The organism is Tautonia sociabilis (assembly GCF_003977685.1).
Lineage (GTDB): Bacteria > Planctomycetota > Planctomycetia > Isosphaerales > Isosphaeraceae > Tautonia > Tautonia sociabilis.
In genome coordinates this window covers 22,474-28,855 of record NZ_RYZH01000068.1, presented here as the reverse complement: position 1 = coordinate 28,855, position 6,382 = coordinate 22,474, and the positions used below count along the sequence as shown (strand labels likewise).

The following is a 6,382-nucleotide window of genomic DNA, read 5'->3' as shown; positions in this document are numbered from 1 at the left end:
CTGGCCATAGCGACCGCAGGCGGTCAGGTTGGTCCCGCCCCGGAGGCCATGGTCCTTGCAGTCGGGGTTCTGGCAGCAGAAGTGAGCCAAGGATTCCATGGGGGCACCTCATGGTGGGAGGGCTTCAACTCGTTACCACCCCATAGGTTACCGTGCCGCCCAGGGAGCCTTCAAGTTGGCTGGGACACCAGGGGCGGGCGGCGGAGGTTTCAATCGCAAGTGACACAGTCTCGGAAGGCCCAACTGGGCTGCCCCAAAGTTATCGGTCATTTCTGATGCCGGCCGGTGCTTCCCCGGGAGAATGCCCGACGAGGAAGCGTACGCTCAAGAGCCGATACCCGCCCTCCAGCTCTTCCGACCATGCCGCGTGGTACCGGCCCGCGGCGTCGGCCGCAAGGCCGACGTCGCTCCCGTGTGCGATCGAATAGACTCCGTCGAGCGGCGACGCCCCTCCATCCCGATGGGAAGTGGTCAGGGGCATGCTCGGGCCGAAGGTGAGCCCGCCGTCGAGCGAGGCCGAGACCCGCCAGCAGTCGCGGCGGATGTCGCGCCAACTCACCGCCACGATTCCGTCCTGGCCCACGGCGACGTTCGGGTGGGACGCGACGAAGACGTCGTGCTCCATTACGCCGTCCAAATCGTCGACGCGGGCCGGGGCCGACCAGGTCTCGCCCCCGTCCCGCGAGGCGGCGAGCCACACCTCGGACCGACCCGCGGCCAGGTCGGTCCAGGCCACATAGGCCACCTGCCCGCCGCCCGCACGTCCTGCCCCCGCGGCGATCGACGGCAGGTCGGGCAGCGCGCCGTCCGCTAGCCAGTATTCGTATCTGGCCACGGTGGCGATGGATACGCTCCGTCCGCCGTCCGCGCTACGGAGCAGCTCCACGTACTTCGGGAGCGCCTGCGGCGGGATGCCCTCGGACCCGGCCGGCCGGTGCATCGACTGGTAGACGGCGAGGGCGGTGCCGTCCTCCAGGACGACGGCGCCGCCCGGGAAGGTGATCGGACGGTCCGGCTGGCCGTCGTCGGGCGGGAACGCCGGGGGGCGGAGCGTGCGCCCCCCGTCCTCCGAGCGCAGGAGCGGCATCGGCCCGCGGCGGCCCGAGTGGCGGGCGAAGTGCCCGAAGAGGTAGAGGCGGTCGCGATGCGGCGAGGCGGGCGAGACGTCGACCGCCATCGCCGTCAGGTCGACGAACGGGGCCGGCCCTGCCGGCTCGTGCCACGACAGGCCGCCGTCGTCGGAGCGGTAGAGCCAGAGGCCGCCCTCGGCGTGGTCGTGGGTCGCGGCGAAATACGCACGATCGCCCCGACCGAACGCGCCGCTGTGCTCCGAGCTGAAGGCCGCCCCCGAGTCGGTGAGGGTCCGCCTCCAGCTCCCTCCCCCATCGTGCGAGACCGCGACGAAGCCGGTCGCCCCGGGCATGGCGCCGCGCGGGCGGATGAGGGCCCCGCAGATCATCAGCCGGTCGGCGTCGGTCGGGTGGGCGACCACGTGCGACCAGGATGCGACGCCGTCCGCATCCTCGGCCACGACAACGGTCGGGGAGACCTCGATCTGCTGGGCGGTCGCCCCGGCCATCAGGACGAGGCACGAGACCGCGGCGATCGAGGCAACCTTTCCCTGGCGGCATCGATCGTATGCCATTTGTTCCCTCATCCTCCGGCCCCCGGTCCCGAGGCCGCTTCGCTCGGGTCTGCGAGCGGATCCGGTCCGCCGGGGGGCGTGCTGGGGGCCGGGTCGCTCGGGTCGCGGCCGGCGCAACCCGCGGCCCCGAGCGAGAGCGCGGCCAGGTACATCGCCAGGAGGGCACGCCATCGGCGTGTGATTGTCATGGTCTTCAGGTCCATCGTCTGTCCTCCGGCCCCGTGTCCGTGTCGCCGTTCAGTAGGCGTCGGCCGAGACCACTTCGCCCCCGGCCCGGGTGGCGAGCGCCTGGAAGACGGGCACGCGGGTGCCCGCGGCCAGCAGGTAGTTGCCCGTGGCCGCGTCGTAGAGGATGGGCCCGCGCGAGCGGTAGTCGTTGGTCGGCCCAAAGGAGTCGATCGAGTCCTTGAGGAAGCGGACCGAGCCGTCGCAGAACGCCGCGTTGATCCCGCCCGGGTGCTGGCTGGACGGTGTGGCGGGCGAGCGGACGCGATTAGGCGGGTTGTTGTAGACGCCGTCGAAGGTGTACACGCCGTGCGTCCAGGCGCCGTAGATGGCGGCGTAGTACGGGGCGAGCTGTGGGGTCCGGGAGGCGGCGTTCGGGTAGTAGGAGTGCGCCCGTTCGTCGAAGAGCAGGGTGTTGCTCGTCCCGTCGCGGATCTCGGCCAGGCGGACGCTGCTGGAGGCGAAGATGACGCCGTTTTTGTTCGCGCGGGCGCGTCGGATCTCGGCCGGGTCGAGGCTCGACGGCGAGGAGGCCCAGATCCCCGAGACGCCGCGATAGCTCGTGTGCTGCTGCGTCCAGGTGCCGGCCGGGCGGGGCGGGGGGTACATCCACGCCGCGCTGCCGACGCCGACCGAGGCCGCGGCGTCGGGGATCAGCGGCGTGGCCTCGGAGACCGTCGCGTCGCTCGGGCACCAGAGCGTGGCGATGCCGGTGCCGACGGCCGTGAGGTTCTCGTTGCGATAGGCGTTCAGCTCGAAGTTGATGGCGTTGAAGATCGCCTGCTGCTCCAGGAAGGGGCCGACCCGCTCGAAGACGCTATGGTCGTTGTGCGGGACCCCGCTGGCCGGGTTGGCCCGCACGGGGAAGCCGCCGGGCGGGAGGCAGCCGTGGCTGCTCTCGTAGTTCATGGCGGCCAGGGCCAATTGCTTCAGGTTGTTCGAGCACTGGGCGCGGCGGGCCGCCTCGCGGGCGGCCTGCACGGCCGGCAGCAGCAGGGCGATCAGGACGCCGATGATGGCGATCACCACCAGCAGCTCGATCAGAGTGAAGCCCGCACGATCCCGGGCCTGATTCCGACTCGCGTCCATCCGGTTTAGCCTCGTCGTGAATGGGTGGCGTCAACTGGGGCGCGGCACAACCCGAAGGGTTCCCGCGTCGGCCTGATGCCGGGGGTTCAGCCCGGAAATGAGTTCGAAACGCCTCGTCAGCCCCCGGAGGCGAGGCCGGGGAAACGCCCGTAGGAGACGGCACGCCAGGCCCACTCGAGCGGCCCGAATCGGTAGCGAGCCATCCACAGGACGCTGAGGGCCACCTGCACGGCGTAGATGACCAGGGCCAGTGATGTCGCGGTCAGCGGGCCGAGCCGGCCGTGGAGGCCGAGGCCGTAGCTGTAGAGGATCGTCGTGCAGGCGACGGTCTGGAGGATGTAGTTGGTCAGCGGCATCCGCCCGACGGCCGCCAGGGGCCGGAGGCATCGACGCCCTCGGTCTCCCCGGCAGAGCAGCACGATGCCTCCGACGTAGGCCGCGACGAGGGACAGCCGGTTGAGGATGAAGGTTAGGCCGACGAGGACTCGCCAGGGCGTGACCACCGTGCGGTCGATCGACCGGATGCCGGTCGCGAAGACCACGCCGCAGGCGAACCCCAGCAGCAGGCCGCCGACGGCCAGGCGGCGGAAGGTGGCGGCGTGCCGGCCGGCGTCGCGGAACAGGCCGCGACGGCCGGCGACATACCCCAGGAGCATCGTCCCGCCGTAGTTGCAGAGGCTCCACCAGTAGGCCGACTCCCCGAGGTGGGTCCGGATCAGCTCCCGCCAGCGGTAAGAGACCTGCTCCCCGTAGCTCCCCTGCTCGAAGAGCCGCGCCTGCGCGGCGGACCGGGAGGCGGGGTCGACGTCGCCCATGGAGGACGGTAGTTCGAGCATCAGGGCGGCGTAGCGGTGGGTCAGCTCCCCGGTGAGTAGCAGGCACGCGATGACGACGAGCACCGCGTCCAGGAGGCGGGACCACCGGACCAGGGGCAGGGCGAGCCCGAGGATCGCGTAGGAGTGCAGGATGTCTCCGTTCCAGAGGAGCACATAGTGGGCGATCCCGACGAGGAACAGCGACGCGATCCGACGGTAGTAGACCGCGAGCCCGCCGCCGCGGGCGTCGGCCCGCTCCATCTGGAGGGCGAAGCCGACGCCGAAGAGGAACGAGAAGATCGCGTTGAACTTGCCCACGACCAGGGACTGGATCAGCCAGTCCGCCGCCCGGTCGTAGCGGCCGGGGAAGAGGTCCAGACCGGCGTCGGCGGCCGCCCAGGGCTGGCCGAACGCCGGCATGTTGGCGATGAGGATGCCCAGCGGCGCGAAGCCTCGGAGGGCGTCGAGCGAGACGATCCGGCCCTCGGGAGGGACCAGGGACATGCGATCCGGGGCCGCGGCACGAACGTCGTCTCCATCTGCCATTCCTGGCCTCCCCTCCGAGGAATCGCGATCATCGCCGTGCCGCGCCCCGGTCGATCTCCGGACGACACGCCGGGGAATCGACCGGGCTGCGGTGGATCGTCGTTCACTCCTCTCCCGCGACCGGGATGGAGAAGGTGGCCAGGAAGGAGTCGCTGTCGAAGGACGTTCGGAATTCCTCGGGGGCATCGACGTTGTGGTAGGCCTCGAGGACCCAGGTGCCCGGCTCGTACAGGTCGAGGGAGACGCGTCCTTCGGAGTCGGTCTCGACGGAGGTCTCGGCGGCCCCGCTCGGGTTGAGCGACGTGCTGGCGGCGAAGACCTTGATGCCGGCGACCGGATCGCCGTGGAACAGCACACGGGCACGCACCGGCTCGTCGGGCGAAAAGCCCTTCGGGCCCGGCGTCGATTCGAGGACGATCTCCAGCGGGTGGCCGAGCGGCGCGATCGGGCCGGCCGGCGCGTCCGGGCCGCAGAGGATCAGGGCCTTGGCGCACTGGACGCTGCGGGCCGAGAGGTCGAGCTTGGCCCCCTCGGGCAAGTCGACCTCGTCCTTGGGCAGCGGCTCGAAGGAGCGCGACCCGTCGGCCTTGGTGTACGCGGTGAAGATGGACGGCTTCCGGGTGGCCTCGACCTGGTAGACGCCCGGCTCCTCGAGCGTCGGCTCGTTGGCCTGGAGCGAGCGGCCCGAGAGGGTCAGGGCCGTCGCCGAGCCCGAGGGCGGGTGGAGCCGGTAGGCGGCCATGTCCTCGGCCGCGACCAGCTCGTCGACCGGCAGCAGGTGGCCCCAGCCGATGAAGACGGTCGTCTTGCGGCCCGGCTCGACGACCGGTCGGGTGGCGATCACGCGGGTGGAGTGGGCCTGGGCCGCGCCGGCGATCGAGAGCAGCAGCGCCGCGGCGAGCAGTCGCTTGGCGGTCATGAGTGGGTCCTCCGGGCGAGAAAGGGCGGCTTCCCGCTCCCCATCGGCGGGCCGGCCGGGATCGGGGTCATTTCAGGGAGTCGAGCGCCTCGCGGGCGAGTGGGGCGTCGAGGGGATCGAACTTCGGGTTGGCCTCCAGGGCCGTCGCGAGGTGGTCGCGGGCCTCGTCGCGGCGGCCGAGGGCGAGGGCGATCATGCCGGCGTGGTGGCGGATGCTCGGGTCGCGGGTCCCGGTGCGCAGCGCCCGGGCGATCGCCTCGGCGGCGCGGTCGTGCTCGCCGCGGCGGTGGAGCACCCAGGCCAGGGCGTCGTGGCCCTCGATGTCGTCGCGGCCCTCCAGGGCGGCCTCGGCCAGGGCGAGGGCGCGGTCGAGGTCGGACCCCCGGTCGGCGAGGTGCAGGGCGAGGGCGCGGCGGTGCTCGGGGCGGTCGCCGGCCAGCTCGGCGGCCCGGGCGTACATGCGGTCGGCCTTGCGGGCGTCGTCGATGGACGTGTAGAGGTCGCCGAAGGCGACGAGGATGGCGGGGTCGTCGGTGCGGGCGGCGACGCCGCGCCAGGTCCGCTCGGCGCGGTGGGCGTCTCCGCGGGCGGCGTAGACGCGGGCCAGGCCGTCGGTTGCCGGGCCTGCGAAGAGGCGAGGGTCGGTTTCGTTGTGGGGGACGCCCAGCTCGTGCAGCTTCTGGTGGGCGCCGTTGATCAGGGCGATCGCTGCGCGGAACTGCTCCTCGGCCTGGTCGATCGCCCCTGCACGCAGGGCAACCCGCCCGAAGGCGGTGTGGTACTCGGCCAGGGCGTTGGCGCCCTCGATTGAGTCGACCGAGCGGATCTCCTTTCGGCACGCGGCGACCGCCTCGGCGGCCCTCGCCAGCGCGGCCTCGGGGTCGCCGTTGACCTCGGCCAGCCGGGCGAGACAGCGGAGGGCCTCGGCACCGGCAGCCTCTGCCCCGAGTTGGTCGAGCAGGGCTTTGGCCTCGTCGTAGCGGCCGGAGTCGATCAGGGCGGACGCCTCCGCCACGGCGGGGGCAGGCTCGTTGGCCCCCTGGGCTGCCGATCCTGCCGGGATCGCGACCAGCCCCACCAGGACCAACGCGGAGCAACAGTGGACGTGTCGATTCATCGCTGTGTTTGCCAGTGGTGCATGGG

At 71.8% G+C, this 6,382-nt stretch carries 6 protein-coding genes; all 6 read right to left on the bottom strand.

The annotated features are described in order from the left end of the window. Nucleotides 1-259: 259 nt before the first annotated feature. The 6 genes from TsocGM_RS23210 to TsocGM_RS23185 all read right to left on the bottom strand — a co-directional run bounded on the left by TsocGM_RS23210 (nt 260) and on the right by TsocGM_RS23185 (nt 6,356). On the bottom strand, nt 260-1,645 hold the full coding sequence (locus TsocGM_RS23210) for a sialidase family protein (RefSeq protein WP_126727849.1): 1,386 nt from the start codon (nt 1,643-1,645) through the stop codon (nt 260-262). 8 nt (nt 1,646-1,653) lie between these two features. Then, nucleotides 1,654-1,848, bottom strand: coding sequence for a hypothetical protein (locus TsocGM_RS23205; RefSeq protein WP_126727848.1), 195 nt, complete (start codon nt 1,846-1,848; stop codon nt 1,654-1,656). Between the two features lie 34 nt (nt 1,849-1,882). Next, the gene (locus TsocGM_RS23200) at nt 1,883-2,959 is read right to left on the bottom strand and encodes a DUF1559 domain-containing protein (protein WP_126727847.1); all 1,077 of its coding nucleotides are present in this window, start codon (nt 2,957-2,959) and stop codon (nt 1,883-1,885) included. A gap of 116 nt (nt 2,960-3,075) precedes the next feature. Continuing rightward, a complete protein-coding gene (locus TsocGM_RS23195) occupies nt 3,076-4,320 on the bottom strand; it encodes a DUF418 domain-containing protein (RefSeq protein ID WP_126727846.1) in 1,245 nt (414 codons plus the stop codon). Between the two features lie 103 nt (nt 4,321-4,423). After that, nucleotides 4,424-5,239, bottom strand: coding sequence for a DUF4198 domain-containing protein (locus TsocGM_RS23190; RefSeq protein ID WP_126727845.1), 816 nt, complete (start codon nt 5,237-5,239; stop codon nt 4,424-4,426). Between the two features lie 67 nt (nt 5,240-5,306). Beyond that, nucleotides 5,307-6,356, bottom strand: coding sequence for a tetratricopeptide repeat protein (locus TsocGM_RS23185; protein WP_126727844.1), 1,050 nt, complete (start codon nt 6,354-6,356; stop codon nt 5,307-5,309). Nucleotides 6,357-6,382: the final 26 nt, after the last annotated feature.